The sequence below is a fragment of the Sinorhizobium sp. B11 genome, from assembly GCA_039725955.1.
Classification (GTDB): Bacteria; Pseudomonadota; Alphaproteobacteria; order Rhizobiales; family Rhizobiaceae; genus Rhizobium.
Map to the genome: position 1 here is coordinate 4,643,966 of CP091034.1, position 18,535 is coordinate 4,662,500.

Annotated in this window: 19 protein-coding genes and 1 pseudogene; 8 read left to right on the forward strand and 12 right to left on the reverse strand. The window is 60.1% G+C overall.

Annotation, left to right across the window (positions count from 1 at the left end; genetic code table 11):
* Positions 1-3 precede the first annotated feature (3 nt).
* The 7 genes from hisF to hisB all read right to left on the reverse strand — a co-directional run bounded on the left by hisF (position 4) and on the right by hisB (position 4,098).
* Positions 4-792, reverse strand: coding sequence for an imidazole glycerol phosphate synthase subunit HisF (hisF, locus tag LVY75_32835; protein ID XAZ23521.1), 789 nt, complete (start codon positions 790-792; stop codon positions 4-6).
* The gene (gene hisA, locus LVY75_32840) at positions 792-1,538 is read right to left on the reverse strand and encodes a 1-(5-phosphoribosyl)-5-[(5-phosphoribosylamino)methylideneamino]imidazole-4-carboxamide isomerase (protein XAZ23522.1); all 747 of its coding nucleotides are present in this window, start codon (positions 1,536-1,538) and stop codon (positions 792-794) included. Before hisA ends, hisF begins: the two co-directional genes overlap by 1 nt.
* Positions 1,539-1,543: 5 nt before the next feature.
* Positions 1,544-2,098, reverse strand: a complete 555-nt coding sequence (locus LVY75_32845) for a hypothetical protein (GenBank protein ID XAZ23523.1) — start codon at positions 2,096-2,098, stop codon at positions 1,544-1,546.
* Positions 2,098-2,280, reverse strand: a complete 183-nt coding sequence (locus LVY75_32850; GenBank protein ID XAZ23524.1) for a hypothetical protein — start codon at positions 2,278-2,280, stop codon at positions 2,098-2,100. Before LVY75_32850 ends, LVY75_32845 begins: the two co-directional genes overlap by 1 nt.
* Before the next feature lie 68 nt (positions 2,281-2,348).
* Positions 2,349-2,999 (reverse strand): imidazole glycerol phosphate synthase subunit HisH, encoded by a 651-nt coding sequence (hisH, locus tag LVY75_32855; protein ID XAZ23525.1) that lies wholly within the window; start codon positions 2,997-2,999, stop codon positions 2,349-2,351.
* Entirely contained in the window at positions 2,999-3,469 is a 471-nt protein-coding gene (locus LVY75_32860; protein XAZ23526.1) for a DUF2628 domain-containing protein, read from the reverse strand. Before LVY75_32860 ends, hisH begins: the two co-directional genes overlap by 1 nt.
* 20 nt (positions 3,470-3,489) lie before the next feature.
* Positions 3,490-4,098, reverse strand: a complete 609-nt coding sequence (hisB, locus tag LVY75_32865; GenBank protein XAZ23527.1) for an imidazoleglycerol-phosphate dehydratase HisB — start codon at positions 4,096-4,098, stop codon at positions 3,490-3,492.
* Between the two features lie 177 nt (positions 4,099-4,275).
* Between hisB and hslV the strand changes: the two genes are divergently transcribed.
* The 6 genes from hslV (at position 4,276) to LVY75_32895 (ending at position 11,459) form a co-directional block, all read left to right on the forward strand.
* The gene (hslV, locus tag LVY75_32870; GenBank protein XAZ23528.1) at positions 4,276-4,800 is read left to right on the forward strand and encodes an ATP-dependent protease subunit HslV; all 525 of its coding nucleotides are present in this window, start codon (positions 4,276-4,278) and stop codon (positions 4,798-4,800) included.
* Complete coding sequence (locus LVY75_32875; GenBank protein XAZ23529.1) at positions 4,797-5,300, forward strand: acetyltransferase; 504 nt, start codon at positions 4,797-4,799, stop codon at positions 5,298-5,300. The genes hslV and LVY75_32875 overlap by 4 nt, the downstream gene beginning before the upstream one ends.
* Complete coding sequence (gene hslU / locus LVY75_32880) at positions 5,297-6,604, forward strand: ATP-dependent protease ATPase subunit HslU (GenBank protein XAZ23530.1); 1,308 nt, start codon at positions 5,297-5,299, stop codon at positions 6,602-6,604. Before LVY75_32875 ends, hslU begins: the two co-directional genes overlap by 4 nt.
* Positions 6,605-6,791: 187 nt before the next feature.
* On the forward strand, positions 6,792-7,739 hold the full coding sequence (locus tag LVY75_32885; GenBank protein XAZ23531.1) for a DUF1402 family protein: 948 nt from the start codon (positions 6,792-6,794) through the stop codon (positions 7,737-7,739).
* A gap of 47 nt (positions 7,740-7,786) precedes the next feature.
* The gene (locus LVY75_32890; protein ID XAZ23532.1) at positions 7,787-9,199 is read left to right on the forward strand and encodes a cytochrome P450; all 1,413 of its coding nucleotides are present in this window, start codon (positions 7,787-7,789) and stop codon (positions 9,197-9,199) included.
* An 88-nt stretch (positions 9,200-9,287) separates the two neighbouring features.
* Positions 9,288-11,459 carry a malate synthase G gene (locus tag LVY75_32895; GenBank protein ID XAZ23533.1) on the forward strand — a complete coding sequence of 724 codons (2,172 nt, stop codon included), beginning with the start codon at positions 9,288-9,290 and terminating at the stop codon, positions 11,457-11,459.
* A gap of 78 nt (positions 11,460-11,537) precedes the next feature.
* Here LVY75_32895 and LVY75_32900 read toward each other — a convergent pair whose 3' ends face one another.
* Positions 11,538-12,218: a L,D-transpeptidase gene (locus tag LVY75_32900; GenBank protein ID XAZ23534.1), complete on the reverse strand. Its 681-nt coding sequence runs from the start codon at positions 12,216-12,218 to the stop codon at positions 11,538-11,540.
* Positions 12,219-12,220: 2 nt separating this feature from the next.
* On the opposite strand from LVY75_32900, the gene LVY75_32905 reads away from it, so the two are divergent.
* Both LVY75_32905 and LVY75_32910 read left to right on the forward strand, forming a co-directional pair.
* Positions 12,221-12,391: a hypothetical protein gene (locus LVY75_32905; protein ID XAZ23535.1), complete on the forward strand. Its 171-nt coding sequence runs from the start codon at positions 12,221-12,223 to the stop codon at positions 12,389-12,391.
* Between the two features lie 9 nt (positions 12,392-12,400).
* The gene (locus LVY75_32910) at positions 12,401-12,895 is read left to right on the forward strand and encodes an MmcB family DNA repair protein (protein XAZ23536.1); all 495 of its coding nucleotides are present in this window, start codon (positions 12,401-12,403) and stop codon (positions 12,893-12,895) included.
* On the opposite strand, the gene LVY75_32915 is transcribed toward LVY75_32910, so the two are convergent.
* The 4 genes and pseudogenes from LVY75_32915 to LVY75_32930 form a co-directional block, all read right to left on the reverse strand.
* Positions 12,896-13,474, reverse strand: a complete 579-nt coding sequence (locus LVY75_32915; GenBank protein XAZ23537.1) for an ActR/PrrA/RegA family redox response regulator transcription factor — start codon at positions 13,472-13,474, stop codon at positions 12,896-12,898.
* Positions 13,475-13,542: 68 nt separating this feature from the next.
* Positions 13,543-14,854 (reverse strand): annotated as a pseudogene (locus LVY75_32920) (ActS/PrrB/RegB family redox-sensitive histidine kinase).
* 60 nt (positions 14,855-14,914) lie between these two features.
* Positions 14,915-17,371 (reverse strand): ATP-dependent helicase HrpB, encoded by a 2,457-nt coding sequence (hrpB, locus tag LVY75_32925; protein ID XAZ23538.1) that lies wholly within the window; start codon positions 17,369-17,371, stop codon positions 14,915-14,917.
* Positions 17,372-17,376: 5 nt separating this feature from the next.
* Entirely contained in the window at positions 17,377-18,324 is a 948-nt protein-coding gene (locus LVY75_32930; GenBank protein XAZ23539.1) for an ornithine cyclodeaminase family protein, read from the reverse strand.
* Between the last annotated feature and the right edge of the window lie 211 nt (positions 18,325-18,535).

The window sequence follows — 18,535 nt, forward strand, 5'->3', positions numbered from 1 at the left end:
ATCTCAATCGAGCCGCATCGCGATGCCGCGTTCAGACATATAGTGCTTGGCTTCGCCGACAGAATAGGTGCCGAAGTGGAAGATTGATGCGGCAAGCACCGCATTGGCATGGCCATCCTTCACACCGGCCACGAGATCGTCGAGATCACCCACACCGCCAGACGCGATGACGGGCACACGGACGGAATCGGCAATCGCCCGGGTCAGCTCCAGATCGTAGCCGATCTTCGTGCCATCGCGGTCCATCGAGGTGACGAGCAACTCGCCGGCGCCGCGGGCAACCATCTTCTGCGCGAATTCCACGGCGTCTATGCCGGTCGCGTTGCGGCCGCCATGCGTATAGATCTCCCAGGCACTGAGATTGTCGCCGCCGACCTGCTGCGTCAGGCGCCGCTTGGCATCGATCGACACGACGATGCACTGGTCGCCAAACTTGTCGGCTGCCTCGGCCACGAAATCCGGATTGTTGACCGCCGCCGAATTGATCGAGATCTTGTCGGCACCGCAAAGCAGCAGCTTGCGGATATCGGCAATGGTGCGAACGCCGCCGCCGACGGTGAGCGGCATGAAGCATTGTTCGGCCGTGCGCGCCACGACATCGAAGATCGTCTCGCGATTGTCCGAAGAGGCGGTGATGTCGAGGAAGCACAGCTCGTCGGCACCGGCCGCATCATAGGCCTTGGCCGCTTCGACCGGATCGCCGGCATCGACCAGATTTAGGAAGTTCACGCCCTTGACGACACGGCCGTCCTTGACGTCGAGGCAGGGGATCACGCGGGCCTTCAGGCTCATTATGCACTCTCCTTGGCCCGGGCGGCCTTGATGAGATCGAGCGCCTCCTTGGGATCGATCCGCCCATCATAAAGGGCCCGACCGGAAATGGCGCCTTCGAGCTTGCGGGCATCCGGCTGCAGCATGCGCTTGATGTCATCGATCGACGCAAGGCCACCTGATGCGATGACCGGAATAGAAACGGCGTCCGCCAGCTCCAGCGTCGATGTCCAGTTGATGCCTGTCAGGATGCCGTCACGATCGATGTCGGTATAGATGATCGCGGCAACGCCGGCACCCTCGAATTTCTTTGCGAGTTCGATGATGCCGAGTTCGGAAGCCTCCGCCCAGCCTTCTACGGCCACCTTGCCGCCTTTGGCATCGATGCCGACGGCAACATGGTCCGGAAATTTCTTGCAGGCTTCGATCACAAGTGCCGGATCACGCACGGCAACGGTGCCGAGGATGACGCGGCGCAGCCCACGCGAAAGCCAGTTCTCGATATGATCGAGCGTACGGATGCCGCCGCCGAGCTGAACAGGGTTTTTCGTGGCCTTCAGGATCGCCTCAACCGCATCGCCATTGGCCGAATGTCCCGCGAAGGCACCGTCGAGATCGACCACATGCAGCCATTCGAAACCCTGCTCTTCGAAGGATTTCGCCTGGGCAGCCGGATCGGTATTGTAGACCGTTGCCTGTTGCATGTCGCCGAGCTTCAGGCGAACGCATTGTCCGCCCTTAAGGTCGATCGCGGGAAAAAGGATCATTCGTCTCAGGTCCGTAGCGTCGTGGGCACCATCAGTGCATTCCACGCATCTACGATATCCGAACGAAAAAAGACAGCGGCAATGGTGAGAGCGGCAAAAAGCACCAGCAGCAGCAACGTAACAGTGAAGCCGACCCGCACCTGGCGCCAGAAACCGGTGCGTTTCTTCACCGACTTCTCGATATCGCGCACCTGACGCAACGCCTCGCTATTGGTGGCAACGAGCTGGATTTGCGGCTCCATGGCTTCGACATAGATTTCGGCATAGCTCGACAGGATCTGCGAGGCGCGGTCGCGCAAGGTGTTGCGCAGATCGGCGGAGAGGTAGTTGCTCGTTACAGCCGCGATTTCCGCGTCGTTTGGTGAGCGGCCCGCATTGCGCTTGCGATGGCTGACGATAAAGTCCCGCTTCTGGCGCTCATAAAGTGCATAAGCAAGCAGGCCGATCAGATCGTCTTCGCCTTCGATGTAGAATTCCAGCACCGCTTCAGCGAGATCGCCGGCGCTTACCTCGCCCGATCGCAGTCTTGGGTTCTCTTTTCCCGGAAAGGTCTCCTGCATCAGCCGCCGAGCCTCTCTTTGAGCGCCTTTGATGCGTTCACGAGTGCTTTGCGATGCAGGGTCTCATCGACCTGGCGGATGATCACCCCGCCAGGCAGCCGGATATCGACGAACGGCGGCTGGCCCTCTCTGGCCGGCCGCAGCCTGTAGAATATCTTGCCTGATTTCCGCGAAGCCGGCATTGAGCACGCTCCTGTATCCACCCCTTCACTTATAGGGGAAATAAGGCGCGCGTATTAAAAGACAGCCCTTACGGCGCCCAGCGCAGGAAATTCGCGATCAGCGCCAGTCCGAGCTTCTGGCTTTTTTCCGGATGGAACTGCGAACCCGCCATATTGTCCCGACCGACGAAGGCCGTCATCGGCCCACCATAATCGGTCGTCGCAATCACATCGCCGGCATTCTCGGCTGCCAGATGGTAGGAGTGCACGAAATAGGCGTGCAGGCCATCGGGCCCCGTCGGAATGCCGTCGAAAAGCGGATGCTCATATTTCAGATTGAGCGTGTTCCAGCCGATCTGCGGGATTTTCAGCTCGGGATCGGCAGGCGTCATCTCGACGACGTCACCCGGAATCCAGCCGAAACCCTGCGTCACCGTCTTTTCGAGCCCGCGCGAAGACATGAGCTGCATGCCGACGCAAATCCCGAGGAAAGGCTGCGCCCTCTTCTCGACAGCCTCAAGCAAAGCTTCCGTCATGCCGGGCACGGCATCGAGCCCGCGGCGGCAATCGGCATAGGCGCCGACACCGGGAAGCACGATCCGATCGGCGGCGGCAACGATCTCGGCCTTGTCGGTCAGATTAATCTCGGCCTCGATGCCGGCTTCGCGGGCGGCGCGTTCGAAAGCCTTGGTGGCCGAGCGCAGATTGCCAGAGCCGTAGTCGATAATCGCGACGCGCATTATTTGCGCCCTCCGTCAAAGCCGAAGAGACCGAGCGAAGTGGAATGACCCGGCCGCATCTGCGGACTGGAAGCCTGGTTCCATTCGGGCACCTTCAGATCGGCGCCGGTCTCGATGTTGGAAAAATAGATCTCTTCCGCAAGATCGATCGAGGAAGCGCTGATTGCGACCTCCTCGCGCCAGCCGCGGGCGGCAAGGCCGCGGATACGGAAATTCTGTCCCTCGAACCCGACGAGCAGGTTCACGCCGAAGGCGAGAGCCATTCCCGCCGGCCCGAAGCCTGGTTCTTCCGCCAGCACGCCGCCGATCGCCTGCAGCGCGAACGCAATGATTGCGTGAAGCCAGAGGCGATGCGCAAGCAGCCAGATCCAGGGAAAGAGGAAGGCAAGCCACGAGAAACCGTCACGGATCGTGCGCGTATCCTCGCGCTGACCGTCAGGCGGAACAAGAAAAACGTAGCTGGATGCCATCTGACGCTCCCTGATGGGGCTCAGGCGAGCGTGCCCTTTGTCGAGGGAACGCGGCCTGCCTGCCGTGGATCGATCTCTGTCGCAGTGCGCAGAACGCGGGCGACGGCCTTGAAGCATGTCTCTGCAATATGGTGGTTGTTGGCACCATAGTGATTGAGAATATGCAGCGTGATCCCGGCATTCTGGGCAAGCGCCTGGAAGAATTCGCGCACCAGTTCGGTATCGAAAGTGCCGATCTTCGGCGCGCTGAAGGAAACGTTCCAGACGAGGAAGGGGCGGCCGGAGAGATCGACGGCAGCCTTCGTCATCGTCTCGTCCATGGCGAGATCGATCGAGGCATAACGCGTGATGCCGCGACGGTCGCCGAGCGCCTTGGCGATCGCCTGGCCGATGGCGATGCCGGTATCCTCGACCGTATGATGGTCGTCGATATGCAGATCGCCCTTGGACTCGATTTCCATGTCGATCAGCGAATGTCGCGAAAGCTGATCCAGCATATGGTCGAAGAAGCCGACGCCCGTCGAAATCGTCGATTTGCCGGTGCCGTCAAGATTGACGGAAACGGAAATGGACGTCTCGTTGGTCTTGCGGGAAACACTGCCCGTGCGGCTTGCTGCGGTCTCGGCCATATGGCTTTCTCCTTGAAATCAAGGTGGTTCCTTATCAGGCGGATTGCGAAATATCCAGAAGCGTGGGGGCAGAAAAGGAAGGCCATTTGCAATCGTCGCGGGCCCTCTTACATAGGGTTCAACAGGGCCGGCGTTCGGCCCGCTGGAACCGCCCGCGTGCCGGGCAACAGGTGTTAGATGACGACAATTATTACAGTTCGAAAAGGCGGCAAGGTCGTGGTGGCCGGCGACGGTCAGGTCAGCCTCGGCCAGACCGTCATGAAGGGCAATGCCCGCAAGGTCCGCCGAATCGGCAAGGGCGAAGTGATTGCGGGTTTCGCTGGTGCGACCGCCGATGCCTTCACCCTTCTGGAAAGGCTTGAAAAGAAGCTGGAACAATATCCGGGTCAGCTGATGCGCGCCGCCGTTGAGCTCGCCAAAGACTGGCGCACCGACCGCTACCTGCGCAATCTCGAAGCCATGATGCTGGTCGCCGACAAATCGGTGACGCTCGCCATTACCGGCAATGGCGATGTGCTGGAGCCCGAACATGGCGTTGCCGCTATCGGTTCGGGCGGCAATTTCGCGCTTGCCGCGGCTCTCGCACTTACCGACACAGACAAGTCCGCCGAAGACATTGCCCGTCGTGCGCTCGATATCGCTGCCGACATCTGCGTGTACACGAACCACAATGTCATCATGGAAACGCTGGACGCGGAATGACGGAATATGTCTTCCGTTCCGTCACGGTGGCTGATCTGCCCCTTCTGGCCGAATGGCTAGGGAAGCCGCATGTCCGCCGCTGGTGGAGCGAGCCGGAAGAGGCACTGGCCTCGATCGAGGAGCATCTGCATGATCTGGCGGTCGAGCCCTATATCGTGACGCTCGACGGCAGGGATTTCGCCTTCATTCAGGTGGCTGATCTCGATGGTGAAGACGATGCTGCACTGGACGGCCAGCCCGATGGTACCTGCGGCATCGATCAGTTTATCGGGGTCGCAGCGCTTCTGGGAAAGGGTCACGGCCCGGCCTTCATGGCGCAGTTTTGCCAGTCGCTTTTCGATAGGGGCAAGAACCGCGTGCTGGTCGATCCGCATCCGGACAACGCTTTCGCAATCAGAGCCTATACCAAGGCAGGCTTTCAAAGACTTGGCGAAACTACTACGAATTACGGCCGGGCGCTTCTGATGGCCCTGGACCGCCAGGAGAATGATAGACAATGACCACTTTTTCTCCCCGCGAGATCGTTTCCGAGCTCGACCGCTACATCATCGGCCAGCATGAGGCAAAACGCGCTGTCGCGATTGCGCTCCGCAACCGCTGGCGCCGTCATCAGCTCGATCCGAGCTTGCGTGACGAAGTCATGCCGAAGAACATCCTGATGATCGGTCCGACCGGCGTCGGCAAGACGGAAATATCCCGTCGCCTCGCCAAGCTCGCCGGTGCACCTTTCATCAAGGTCGAAGCCACGAAATTCACCGAAGTCGGTTATGTCGGCCGCGACGTCGAGCAGATCATCCGCGATCTCGTCGAGGTCGGCATCGGCCTGATCCGCGAAAAGAAGCGTACGGAGGTTCAGGCAAAGGCCCATATGAGCGCCGAAGAGCGCGTTCTCGATGCGCTGGTCGGTGCGACGGCCTCGCCCGCGACGCGTGAAAGCTTCCGCAAGAAGCTGCGCAATGGCGAACTCGACGACAAGGAAATCGATATCGAAGTAGCCGATACCGGCTCCGGAATGGGCGGGTTCGATATTCCCGGCATGCCGGGCGCCAATATCGGCGTACTGAACCTGTCGGAAATGTTCGGCAAGGCGATGGGCGGCCGCACCAAGAAGGTGCGCACGACGGTGAAGGCCTCCTACACCGACCTGGTCCGCGACGAGTCCGACAAGCTGATCGACAATGAGGTCATTCAGCGCGAGGCCGTGCGCTCGGTTGAAAATGACGGCATCGTCTTCCTCGACGAAATCGACAAGATCGCGGCTCGCGATGGCGGCGCCGGCGCCGGCGTTTCCCGCGAGGGCGTGCAGCGCGACCTGCTGCCGCTCGTCGAAGGCACGACGGTCTCGACCAAATACGGCCCGGTAAAGACGGATCACATCCTCTTCATCGCCTCGGGCGCCTTCCATGTTTCCAAGCCGTCGGATCTGCTGCCCGAATTGCAGGGCCGCTTGCCGATCCGCGTCGAGCTTCGTCCGCTGAACAAGGAAGACTTCCGCCGCATCCTGACGGAAACCGAGGCCAGTCTCATTCGCCAGTATAAGGCGCTGATGGAAACCGAAAGCCTGACGCTCGATTTCACCGATGACGCGATCGATGCGCTCGCCGATGTCGCCGTCCATCTGAACTCCTCCGTCGAAAATATCGGCGCGCGCCGCTTGCAGACGGTCATGGAGCGGGTGCTGGACGACATCTCCTATAACGCACCGGATCGCGCCGGCACGGATGTGAAGATCGATGCCGCCTACGTGCGCGAGCATGTCGGCGATCTCGCGCAGAATACCGACCTGTCGCGCTTCATCCTGTGATCGGGAAACATCGTTTCCTGTCTTTGCGCAGATAACGCAGAAACTTTGACGATCTGAACTCTCGACAGCGGGCCTTTTACTTTTTAGTGAAAGGCCCGCTTTGTTTTTTGTACGGCTTTATTCGGACAAGATTCTGGTCCAGTCAGCCGCGACACGAAGACGACAGGGAAAGACGGGAAAGCAGATCGTGCGACGCCTTTTGACAAGCCTTGTGATTGCGATGACCATTGTGGGCTCGGTTCCTGCGCTTGCGGCGCAGGCAGTCCCGCCCGGCAACCGTCATGCCGAGCAGCCGGATATTCCAGGCGCTTCGGTCCGCCGCACCAAGGGCACCAAGACGACGTTCGATATTAAATATGAGAAGGTGTACGACCTCCTGTCGACCGACCATGAACTCATGGGCAAGATCAAGAAGGTTTCGAATGCCTATGGTATCAACCCCATTCATGTGATCGGCGCGATCGTCGGCGAACATACTTATAATGTCGATGCCTATGACCGCCTGCAGTCCTACTATGTGAAGGCCGCTTCCTATGCCGGTCAGAGCTTCCGTTTTGCCTATGATGGCGAGACTGTCGATGATTTCGTCGACCGGCCGCAATTTGCCGCCTGCAACGGCAAGAGCGATTCCTACGCGCTCTGGAGCTGCCGTGAGGATGTCTGGGAAAGCGATTTCCGCGGCAAGACGGTCGACGGCAAGAGCTTCCCCAACAATCGGTTCAGCGCTGTCTTCTTCCAGCCTTTCTATGCCGGCCAGACCTTCGGTCTTGGCCAGGTCAATCCGCTGACCGCTCTGATGCTGTCCGATCTCGTATCCCGTGTTTCCGGCTATCCGAAGCTTAACGAGAAGAATGCCGGCTCTGTCTACAAAGCGATCATGGACCCAGACATCTCGCTCGCCTTCGTCGCGGCCTCGATCCGCCGGTCGATCGACGACTACAAGGAGATTGCCGGCATGGATATCTCCGGCAATCCGGGGGTGACAGCCACACTTTATAATGTCGGCAATTCCCGCCAGCGCGCCGCAGCCCTTGCCGCCAAGAATCGTTCCTCCGGCACGATGGTCTGGCCGGAAGAGAATTATTACGGCTGGCTGATCAACGACAAACTGGACCAGCTCAAGGGCCTGCTCTAACTTCAGGCCTGCCGGGAAGACGATATCTCCCGGGAAAGGCTATGCTGATGGACATGCGTCCGGACCCCTTCGTACCGCCGGCACCGCTGCCGCGCACCGTGCCGCCATCGCGGCTCGAAATCATCAGGACGATCTTCCGCAACCCGCTCGAACTTTGGGGCGAGCCCTCGTATACGCTACCCTGGATCTACACCAATTTCTTTGGGCAGCGAACGCTGATCGCCAACGATCCCGGGCTGATCAAGCATGTGCTGGTCGACAATGCCAATAATTACCGCATGTCCGACGTCCGCCAGCTTGTGCTGCGCCCGATCCTGCGCGACGGACTTCTAACCGCCGAAGGTTCGGTTTGGAAACGCTCGCGCAAGGCTGTCGCCCCTGTTTTCACGCCCCGCCATGCCAAGGGCTTTGCCAGCCAGATGCTGCGCCAGTCGGAAGAATACGTCGGCAAATATGCCGACGTCGACGAAGACGGCACGATTTTCGATATCAGCACCGACATGACGGAGCTGACTTTCGCCATTCTCGCAGACACGTTGTTTTCCGGTGAGATCGTCACATCGAGCGGCCACTTCGCCGATGATGTCAATGAGCTGCTGCATCGCATGGGCCGCGTCGATCCGATGGATCTGCTGCGGGCGCCGTCCTGGGTTCCACGTGTGACACGTATAGGCGGCCAGAAGGTGCTGGAGAAATTCCGGGCGATCGTGCGCAACACCATGGATATGCGGCTTGCCAAGATGAAGGCAGATCGCAGTACCGCGCCGAACGATTTCCTGACCCTGCTGCTGGAGCAGGCCGGTCCTGATGGTCTCACAAAGGAGGAGATCGAGGACAATATCCTGACCTTTATCGGTGCGGGCCACGAGACCACAGCCCGCGCGCTCGCCTGGACGCTCTATTGCGTATCGAATAGCCCGCATATCCGCGAGGCGATGGAAGAAGAGATCGACAGGATCCTCGCTTCAGGCGCAGACCCGGTCGAATGGCCGGATCTGATGCCGCAGACCCGCGCCGCCTTCGAAGAGGCACTCCGCCTTTATCCGCCGGCCCCGTCGATCAATCGCGCGGCCATTGCAGATGATTCCTGGACCAGCCCCAAGGGCGAGCGGGTCGAGATCGAGGCTGGTGTTACTGTGCTCGTCATGCCCTGGACATTACACCGCCATGAGCTCCATTGGGACCGGCCCCGCGCCTATATGCCGGAACGCTTCCTTCCCGAAAACCGCGCCTCCGTTGGCCGCTTCCAGTTCCTGCCCTTCGGTGCCGGTCCGCGCGTTTGCATCGGCGCGACATTCGCGCTTCAGGAAGCGGTGATCGCATTGGCTGTGCTGATGCATCGCTATCGGTTCGATTCGACCGATCAGACGAATCCCTGGCCGGTACAGAAACTGACGACGCAGCCCCAAAACGGCCTTCCGATGCGCGTGACCCGCCGGACTGTTTCCAAGCCTGCATAAATCTTTCGAATTGTTGCTGAATTGACTGTGAATGAAAGCCGGGCAAAGTGGCAGCATGAAAAAGCTGCCACTGCAAGGGAGACACCGCATGAGCCGCATTGAAAAGAATGGTCTCTTCATCGAAGCCGTCCTTCATGATTTCCTCGTGAAGGAAGCGTTGCCGGGCCTCGCAATCGATGCGGACAAGTTTTTCGCCGATTTCTCGGCGATTGTGCATGATCTGGCGCCGAAGAATCGCGCACTGCTTTTGAAGCGCGATCAGCTGCAGGCAAAGATTGACGATTGGTATCGCCGGAACGGCGCACCGACGGATATGGACGCCTATCAGTCCTACCTGAAGGAGATCGGCTATCTCCTGCCCGAAGGACCGGATTTTCAGGTTTCGACCGCCAATGTCGATGCCGAGATCGCCTCTATTGCCGGCCCCCAGCTCGTCGTTCCCGTCATGAATGCCCGTTACGCCCTGAATGCCGCCAACGCCCGCTGGGGATCGCTCTATGACGCACTCTATGGCACCGACGCTATCCCGGAAACGGACGGCGCCGAAAAGGGCAAGGGATACAATCCCAGGCGTGGTGAGAAAGTTATCGCCTGGGCACGTGATTTTCTCGATTCCGCGGTTCCGCTTGAAGGCAACTCCTGGAAGAATGCCGGTTCTTTCGCCGTGGAGAACGGAGCTCTCGTTATTGCCGCCACCAATGGCATGGCTCTCGCGCTCAAGAATGCCGAGCATTTTGCCGGCTATCGCGGCGACGCGAACGCGCCGACCCATATTCTTTTCAAGAATAACGGCATTCACATCGAAATCGTGCTCGATGCGTCTACCCCGATCGGCAAGACCGATCCCGCCCACATTTCCGATGTCTGGCTTGAATCGGCGATCACCACGATCATGGATTGCGAAGATTCCGTTGCTGCTGTTGATGCCGAGGACAAGGTCACCGTCTACCGCAACTGGCTGGGGCTCATGAAGGGTGACCTGCAGGAGGACGTGACGAAGGGCAGCTCCACTTTCACCCGCAGGCTCAATCCTGATATCGCTTATACAGCGCCCGGCGGTGCGACCTTTGAGCTGCATCGCCGCTCGCTGATGCTGGTGCGCAATGTCGGCCACCTCATGACCAACCCGGCGGTCGTCGATCGGGATGGCAACGAGGTGCCGGAAGGCATCATGGATGCCATGATCACCGGCTTGATTGCGCTTTACGATGTCGGCCCCTCCGGACGCCGCAAGAATTCGCGCGCCGGCTCAATGTATGTCGTCAAGCCGAAGATGCATGGTCCAGAAGAGGTCGCCTTCGCCGTTGAGATCTTCTCGCGCGTTGAAGATGCCCTCGGCATGGCGCGCAACACCATCAAGATGGGCATCATGGACGAGGAGCGCCGCACCACGGTCAATCTCAAGGAATGCATCCGCGCTGCCCGCGAACGCGTCGTCTTCATCAATACGGGTTTCCTTGATCGCACCGGCGACGAGATCCACACTTCTATGGAAGCCGGTCCGATGATCCGCAAGGGCGACATGAAGCAGGCTGCCTGGATCGGCGCCTACGAAAACTGGAACGTCGATATCGGTCTCGAATGCGGCCTCTCCGGCCACGCGCAGATCGGCAAGGGCATGTGGGCAATGCCTGATCTGATGGCCGCGATGCTGGAGCAGAAGATTGCCCATCCGAAGGCGGGGGCGAACACCGCCTGGGTGCCGTCACCGACGGCCGCCACTCTGCATGCCACGCACTATCATAAAATCAATGTCGCCAAGGTACAGGAAGGTCTGAAGGACCGCACCCGCGCCAAGCTCTCCGATATTCTCTCGGTGCCGGTCGTTGTACGGCCGAACTGGACTCCGGAAGAAATCCAGCGTGAACTCGACAACAACGCTCAGGGCATTCTGGGTTATGTCGTCCGTTGGGTCGACCAGGGCATCGGTTGCTCCAAGGTGCCTGACATCAACAATGTCGGCCTCATGGAAGACCGTGCGACGCTGCGGATTTCCGCCCAGCACATGGCGAACTGGCTGCACCACAAGATCGTCACCAGGGAGCAGGTCGTCGAAACCATGAAGCGCATGGCCGCCGTCGTCGATCAGCAGAATGCCGGCGATTCGGCCTACATTCAGATGGCCGGACATTTCGATGATTCGATCGCCTTCCAGGCAGCACTCGATCTGGTCCTGAAGGGCAGGGAGCAGCCGAATGGCTACACCGAGCCTGTCCTGCATCGCCGCCGCATAGAGCTCAAGGCGAAACAGACCGCCTGAGCTTGAGCATGCCAGATGCAAAAAGGCCGCCGAACCCAAGGTCCGGCGGCCTTTTTTATACCGAATTCGGCTTTTAGCTTACTGTATAACGATGACCTTGGAGGTGGTCTTGCCCGGACGAACGCGGCTGTAGAGGTCGATCACGTCCTGGTTCATCAGCCGGATGCAGCCCGACGAAGCGGCAGTACCGATCGAGGCCCATTCCGGAGTGCCGTGCAGACGGAAGAGCGTGTCCTTGCCCTCTTCATTGAAGAGGTACATGGCGCGTGCGCCGAGCGGATTGGTGAGTCCTGGACCCATGCCGTCTTCGACATACTTGGCGATTTCAGGACGACGGACGGCCATTTCCTTCGGCGGGTGCCAGTTTGGCCATTCCTGCTTCCAGGCGACATAGGCCGTTCCGGACCAAGCGAAGCCCTGTTTGCCGACGCCAATGCCGTAGCGAACAGCCTTGCCGTTGGGCAGGATGTAATAGAGGTGACGCTCGCGCGTGTTGACGATGATCGTGCCGGGACGTTCGTCGCTCTGGTAGCTGACGATCTGGCGGCGGAATTCCGGCTTGACGCGGTCGATCGGGATCGCCGGCAGGGAGTATCCGGCATCCGACGTTACGCCATAGGCGTCATTGAAGATTTGTGCCGTCTGAACGGTCGGACCCGCGCCCGTGTCGGTGGATGCGGTTTCGGACGTCGTGGAGCAGCCGGCCAGGGCCAGGGTCGCCAGCAGGCCAAATACAGGGAATGCATTGCGGATGCGCATGGATGACTCGTGAAGGTTTTGGGCAATTGGAGGATAGTCTTTCGACCATCGTTATTTATGGTTTATTTTCGATTAACTTTGCCTTTGCAAGGCTGCTGCGGTGCGACAAAATCCATCTGAGCCGCAAATTAAAAGCGCATGGCTTTTTTGCAACAACGGCCAACCCCACTTGATGGTTATCCATGACGATTTTGAGCGTTTACAATAACAATCCGTTAATCGATGGCCGGCAATCGGACAGGGCCATGATGGTGCGTCGTGGCATGCAGATTTTGCTTCACGACATGCGCCACGCGGTGCTGCCGGAGCTGCCGCTGGCGAGCGGTCGCCGGGCCGATCTGATCACGATCTCTGAAAAAGGAGAGGTCTGGATCGTCGAGATCAAGACGTCGATCGAAGACTTCAAGGTCGATCGCAAATGGCCGGATTACCGCCTGCATTGCGACAGGCTATTCTTTGCAACACATAAGGATGTGCCCCTGGATATCTTCCCGGAAGAGTGCGGCCTTTTTCTTTCAGATGGTTACGGGGCGCATATGCTGCGCGAAGCACCTGAACACCGCCTGCCGCCAGCGACCCGCAAGGCCGTGACGCTCAATTTCTCGCGCGCAGCTGCTCAGCGGCTGATGATGGCCGAATGGGCAAACGGCAAGCCCTTCAACGTCGACGACGTCTGATTATTTCGGAGCGCGTTTGGCGAGGATGCGCTGCAGTGTGCGGCGATGCATGTTGAGCCGGCGTGCCGTCTCGGACACGTTGCGCTCGCACATTTCATAGACACGCTGGATGTGTTCCCAGCGCACGCGATCGGCCGACATGGGATTTTCCGGCAGTTCCGCCTTCTCTCCCGGCCGCTGCGTCAACGCGGCAAACACATCATCGGCATCAGCGGGTTTTGCAAGGTAATCCACAGCCCCGAGCTTCACCGCGGTCACGGCAGTGGCGATATTTCCGTAGCCCGTCAGCACGATGATTCGCGTATCGTCACGCCGCTGGCGGATAGCTTCGATGACATCGAGACCGTTGCCATCGCCGAGCCTTAGGTCGACCACCGCATATTTCGGCGGCCTGCCTTTGGACTTGGCTACACCTTCTGCCACTGATTCGGCCGTTTCCACATGAAAGCCGCGCGCCTCCATGGCCCGCGCCAGGCGACGCAGAAAGGGGCCGTCGTCATCGACGATCAGCAGGCTCGGGTCGGGCCCGATATGCTCCTCGTTGGAGCCGGCGGAAATCTCGTGATTCTGATCTGTCATCGCTACGGTCCCGACGGTTGAATGTCCGAAATGCGTCAACCGCTCATATCCTGTTTATGCCCACAAAGTCATTTTGTCGAATTTGCGTCCATCAATACGCGTGGCCATTCGATTCGAATGCGAGCGCCGGCGTTTTCCGGTTCGCGGTTTTCGAAAATCAAGGATGCACCGGAGCGCTCCAGCAGCGTTTTGGCGATGAAAAGCCCCAGTCCAAGGCCTCCAGCCGTATCTTCCTTCTGCCGTTTGGTGACGTAGGGTTCGCCGATCCGCGTCAGAATGTCGGGTGCGTAACCGTTTGCCGTCGTCCTCGATGACAATGAGCACCTTTTCGTGATCGTGTTCGACCGTGACCGTCACCTTCTCCCGCGCATAGTCGACGGCGTTCTCGACGAGGTTGCCAAGCCCGTACATGATGCCGGCATTGCGGTCGGTAACAGGCTCGCCCCTGCGCGGGCTCTTCTCCACCAACTCCAGCTTGATACCGAATTCTCGATGCGGCGCCACGATCTCCTCCATCATCGAGGAGAGCGGTAGCCGCCGCAGATGCGCATCGCCCTCGGCAGAGAGCGTCGTCAGCCGGCGAAGGATATCGCGGCAGCGCTCGCTCTGGCTGCGCAGGAGCTGCACATCCTCGCGGAACCGGTCGTTATTCTTGAGCTCGCGCTCCATTTCCTTGGCAACGACACTGATCGTGGCAAGCGGGGTGCCGAGCTCATGGGCTGCGGCGGCGGCAAGCCCGTCGAGCTGCGAAAGATGCTTCTCCCGCTGCAGCACAAGCTCCGTTGCCGCCAGCGCGTCAGCAAGCTGGCTCGCTTCCATCGACACCCGGTAGGCATAGAAGGCGGCAAAGGCCATCGTCGAGGCGATCGAGCACCAGACACCGAACTGCATGACATTGTGGACATTGATTTCCATCCCGTCGAACCACGGAAGCGGGAAGGGCGAAAAGGCAAGCACGGTAATGCAGACCATCGCAAAGCCGATCAATGCCGTGCTGTAGCGGATCGGCTGTGAGGCGAAGGAAATGATGACGGGTACGCAGACCAGTGCTGCAAAGGGATTGGCCAGGCCGCCGGTAATAAAGAGCAGCGCGCAGAGCTGCAGAAGATCGAAACCCAAAAGCGCGAAAGCGGCAGGCGGCTCAAGCCGGTGGGTCGGCGGATAGCGGATCATCAGATAGAAATTCACCCAGGCGAGTGCGGCAATCAGCGAGCAGCTGGCAACCAGCGGCAGGGGGAATTTCAAGAGGAAGGCGACGATGACGACCGTTACCGCCTGGCCGGTAACTGCCAGCCATCGCAATCGCACCAAAGTCTGCAACCGCAGCCGGCGGCTGCTCAGCCTGTCTTCTTGTGTCTGGATCTCGGTCTTCTCGATCACGCCATACTCCTACAGCCCACACTCTCACAGCATCGACGCCGGCGCTCCAAGGACGGCAGATTATGTACCACGGGGCTTTGCCCTTGTCGTTGGCGCCGCTTCGTCAGGCCTCTCCGGCCAGGGATGTCTCGGATAGCGCCCCCGCATGTCGGCACGCACATCCCTCCATGAGCCCGCCCAAAAGCCGGGCAGGTCGCGGGTCGTCTGGATCGGCCTATGGGCCGGAGAAGTAAGCTCCAGAAGAAGGGGCAATCGTCCCCCAGCGACCGCCGGATGCTGCTTGAGACCGAAGAGCTCCTGAACCCGGATCGTCAGCGTTGGTTCTTCGCCGTCGTACTGGATCGGATGACGCTGCCCCGTTGGTGCCTCGAAATGCGTTGGAGCAAGCCGTGCGAGATCGCGCTGCAGATCGTGCGGCACGAGTGCCATCAGCCCGTTGGAGAGCCCGGAGACGGAAATATCCGAAAGCCCTCGCGCGTCCGTTTGGAAAGGGATGAACCAGTCTTCCATCCGGTCAAGTAGTGCTTCATCGCTCATGTCGGGCCACGGTTCACCGATCGTCCGGTGCAGGAAGCCGATTCGCTCCCGAAGTTGCAGGGCCTCCTTGGAAAAGGGAAGCTGATCGAGCCCTAGTTCCTGCAATCCCTGCGCAAGCGCCCGCACCACCGCCTCGCCTGAGGGGCGCGGAAGCGGCGCTTCCTCGAAGATGATCGCTCCGAGCCTTGTGGCCCGGCGTGCCCGCACCTGCCGGCTCTGCCTGTCGAAAAAGGTCTGGTCGTCCGTCCGGATTTCGCTCGGCAGCTCAACCTCGATGTCGGCACGGGAGATGTCCGCTGCCGCCAGAATTCTCCCCTGCGCGGCCCGGCCCGTCAGATCGGCAATGACCAGCATCTGGCTGCCGGCCAGCCGCTCGGTTTCCGCCAGCTCCGCGCCGCGGCCATTCGCCATGACATATCGCCCGCGCGCGCCGCGCTGAAGTGCGACCCGATCCGGGAAAGCGTGCAGCAGAAGCCTTCCTGCGAGCGCAGGTTCAGCACTTGAAACCTTGTTGAAGCCTTCCGAGAGCCTTCCCGCGAGCCGCCTCGAAGCCTCTGCCCTTTCGCCTTTTTCGCCTTTGAACCGTCGCAGGCGCTCTTCCAGATCGATGCTGGTGCCGCCGAGCCCTTGCTCGGTCAAAAGCACGGAGATCAGCGCCGCATCCTTGGCATGACCTGATTCACCAGCCGAGACCACCATGGCAGCCAGCCGCGGCGGCAGGGCGAGGTCGCGCATGACCTTTCCGCGCGCTGTCAACGCGCCGTCCTTGTCCAGCGCCCCGAGCTGCACCAGCAGCGCACGGGCTTCCCTGATCGTTGTCTCCGGCGGCTGATCGACAAAGGCCAGCGATTTTGTGTCCTGAACGCCCCAATGGGCAAGATCGAGTACGAGACCGGAAAGATCGCTCGAAAGGATCTGTGGTGGTGTGAAGGCCGGGAGCGCCGCCGTCTGGCCCTGGTGCCACAGACGGACGGCGATGCCCGGCTCCGTTCTTCCGGCGCGGCCGGCGCGCTGATCGGCCGAAGCACGAGAAACGCGCGCGGTTTCCAGCCGCGTGATGCCCGTCGATGCCTCGAAAACGGGCAGCCGCTGCAACCCGCTGTCGATCACGATCCGTACCCCGTCTATGGTAATCGAGGTTTCGGCAATCGAGGTCGCAAGCACGATTTTGCGGGTACCCGGTGCCGCAGGGCGGATCGCCGTATCCTGCTCCTTCTGGCTGAGATTGCCGTAGAGCGGTGTAATCAGCGTCTCGGCGCCGAACCGCCCCTCGAGTCGCTCTGCCGTCCGTGTGATCTCCGCCTGACCGGGAAGGAAAGCGAGGATCGATCCGGTTTCGCTCGCGTGAAAACCCGCGATCGCCCGCACCATTGCGTCTTCAATTCGCTCGCCGCCTGGTCGGTCCTGATAGCGGATATCAATCGGAAAGCTTCGCCCCATGCTTTCGATGATAGGCGGATGTTCAAGCAACACAGCCACCCGCTCGACATCAAGCGTTGCCGACATCACAAGGATTCGAAGATCGTCGCGAAGCGCCGATTGAACGTCAAGCGCCAACGCAAGACCGAAATCGGCATCCAGCGACCGCTCGTGAAATTCGTCAAAGATGACGGTGGAGACGCCTGAAAGTTCGGGATCATCGAGGATCATGCGAGCGAAGACTCCCTCGGTGACAACCTCGATCCGCGTCCTTGCCGATATCCTGTTGTTCAGGCGCATGCGGTAGCCGACCGTTTCGCCCACCTGCTCCCCGAGCAGAGACGCCATCCGGCTTGCCGCGGCGCGTGCCGCCAGCCGGCGGGGTTCCAGCAGGATGATCTTCCCGTCAGCGCGCCAGGCCTGGCCAAGCAGATGAAGCGGTACGAGCGTCGTCTTCCCGGCGCCCGGAGGAGCCGAAAGTACGGCGCGCTTCTCCTTGCCAAGCGCCGCGCTGATATCGGGCAGCATGTGCGAAACCGGAAGCTCCGGCAAAGAAGGCATGGTCTTCACTTTCCGCCCGTCACCATTTCATAGGCAAGGATGGCGGCGGCCAGATCCTCGAGCGCTGCACCAACGGATTTGAAGAGCGTGATTTCCTCATCGTCCTTCCGTCTACCGCAGGTGCCAGCGATCAGTTCTGCGAGCTCGCCGCGTATATCGTCTGCTTTTAATACCCCGCTCTTCAGCGGTTGCGCGATGTCGCCACCTTCGCTGAGCGCGCCGGCTCTCGTATCGACATATACGGCGGAGCGACGCACGGCATCATCGTCGCTCTCGCGCATGCTGGGTTTGAAAGCGCCGACAAGGTCGAGATGGGCACCGGGCTTAAGCCACTCGCCACGAATAAGCGGCTCGCTGGAGAGCGTCGCACAGGAAATGATATCGGCCGTTTTCGCCGCCGCTCCAAGATCGCTCACAGCTTCGGCCTGCAGCCCAAGTGCTCGCGCCTCCTCGGCTACCTTCTCCGCCGCTTCGTTATTGCGTCCCCAGACATGGTAGCGCCGGATCGGTCTGGCTATCCCATGTGCCTGCATGAGGTTGAGTGAAAGTCGGCCGGTACCGCAGACCAGCATTTCCTCGGCGTCCGACCGGGAAAGATAGCGCGACGCCAGGGCCGAGGTCGCTGCGGTCCGGCGTGCCGTGAGCTCTCCGCCCTCGATGACCGCCAGCATCTGGCCGGTTGCTGCAGAGGAGAGCAGATAGCTTCCGAAAATCGCCGGAAGGCTTCGGCGAACATTGCCGGGAAAGACGGAAACAGTCTTGATGCCCGTATATTGCCCGGGGAGCCAGGCCGGCATCAACAGAAGAGTGGCATTCTCTTCCCCGGGGACCTCCATATCGTGGTGATGGCGAACGGGCATGACGCAGGTGCTTCGAAACATTGCCTCGATGGCGTCGATAAGCTCCGCCCAGGGCAGTGCGGATCGCGTCTGTTCTTCATCGAGGACAAGCATTCTGAAACTCCGTATCGGCTTGGATATGACTGTTTCAGACTAGCGATTGGGGCGGTCGAGGCAAGCGGTTGGAATTCGGGGCCATGCTTCCCATATAAGAAGGGCACCGAAAATCGAGACTGCTTGACCGTATCGAGCGAAAACCGACCCGAAACCGGGCTATTTTGACCGGCAAATTGGCGCGTGTGATCGAGCGCTCAAAAACAGCAAG

Coding starts and splice junctions, on each gene's coding strand:
- hisF (XAZ23521.1), bottom strand. CDS start 792: ATGAGCCTGAAGGCCCGCGTGATCCCCTGCCTCGACGTCAAGGACGGC.
- hisA (XAZ23522.1), bottom strand. CDS start 1,538: ATGATCCTTTTTCCCGCGATCGACCTTAAGGGCGGACAATGCGTTCGC.
- LVY75_32845 (XAZ23523.1), bottom strand. CDS start 2,098: ATGCAGGAGACCTTTCCGGGAAAAGAGAACCCAAGACTGCGATCGGGC.
- LVY75_32850 (XAZ23524.1), bottom strand. CDS start 2,280: ATGCCGGCTTCGCGGAAATCAGGCAAGATATTCTACAGGCTGCGGCCG.
- hisH (XAZ23525.1), bottom strand. CDS start 2,999: ATGCGCGTCGCGATTATCGACTACGGCTCTGGCAATCTGCGCTCGGCC.
- LVY75_32860 (XAZ23526.1), bottom strand. CDS start 3,469: ATGGCATCCAGCTACGTTTTTCTTGTTCCGCCTGACGGTCAGCGCGAG.
- hisB (XAZ23527.1), bottom strand. CDS start 4,098: ATGGCCGAGACCGCAGCAAGCCGCACGGGCAGTGTTTCCCGCAAGACC.
- hslV (XAZ23528.1), top strand. CDS start 4,276: ATGACGACAATTATTACAGTTCGAAAAGGCGGCAAGGTCGTGGTGGCC.
- LVY75_32875 (XAZ23529.1), top strand. CDS start 4,797: ATGACGGAATATGTCTTCCGTTCCGTCACGGTGGCTGATCTGCCCCTT.
- hslU (XAZ23530.1), top strand. CDS start 5,297: ATGACCACTTTTTCTCCCCGCGAGATCGTTTCCGAGCTCGACCGCTAC.
- LVY75_32890 (XAZ23532.1), top strand. CDS start 7,787: ATGGACATGCGTCCGGACCCCTTCGTACCGCCGGCACCGCTGCCGCGC.
- LVY75_32895 (XAZ23533.1), top strand. CDS start 9,288: ATGAGCCGCATTGAAAAGAATGGTCTCTTCATCGAAGCCGTCCTTCAT.
- LVY75_32900 (XAZ23534.1), bottom strand. CDS start 12,218: ATGCGCATCCGCAATGCATTCCCTGTATTTGGCCTGCTGGCGACCCTG.
- LVY75_32905 (XAZ23535.1), top strand. CDS start 12,221: ATGACTCGTGAAGGTTTTGGGCAATTGGAGGATAGTCTTTCGACCATC.
- LVY75_32910 (XAZ23536.1), top strand. CDS start 12,401: ATGACGATTTTGAGCGTTTACAATAACAATCCGTTAATCGATGGCCGG.
- LVY75_32915 (XAZ23537.1), bottom strand. CDS start 13,474: ATGACAGATCAGAATCACGAGATTTCCGCCGGCTCCAACGAGGAGCAT.
- hrpB (XAZ23538.1), bottom strand. CDS start 17,371: ATGCCTTCTTTGCCGGAGCTTCCGGTTTCGCACATGCTGCCCGATATC.
- LVY75_32930 (XAZ23539.1), bottom strand. CDS start 18,324: ATGCTTGTCCTCGATGAAGAACAGACGCGATCCGCACTGCCCTGGGCG.